Annotated in this window: 1 pseudogene; it reads right to left on the bottom strand. The window is 58.7% G+C overall.

Annotated features, from left to right (window positions below):
* Positions 1-283: pseudogene (locus P2081_RS20710) on the bottom strand (F0F1 ATP synthase subunit beta); the annotation flags it as partial.

The following is a 283-nucleotide window of genomic DNA, read 5'->3' as shown; positions in this document are numbered from 1 at the left end:
GCAGAGCTGACACCTCGGAACCAGCCTGGGTGAAGCGGAAGATGTTGTCGATAAAGAGCAGCACGTCCTGTCCTTCCTGGTCACGGAAGTACTCGGCCACGGTCAGTCCTGTCAAGGCCACACGAGCTCGGGCGCCTGGGGGCTCGTTCATCTGTCCGTATACCAGCGCCACCTTGGAGGTCTTGTCCTTCAGGGAGATGACACCAGACTCAATCATTTCATGGTACAAGTCGTTGCCCTCTCGTGTCCTCTCACCGACGCCGGCGAACACGGAGTAACCACC

The organism is Pseudophaeobacter profundi, assembly GCF_029697505.1.
GTDB lineage: Bacteria > Pseudomonadota > Alphaproteobacteria > Rhodobacterales > Rhodobacteraceae > Pseudophaeobacter > Pseudophaeobacter profundi.
The sequence above is the reverse complement of the archived record's forward strand: the minus strand, read 5'-3'. Positions and strand labels throughout refer to the sequence as shown.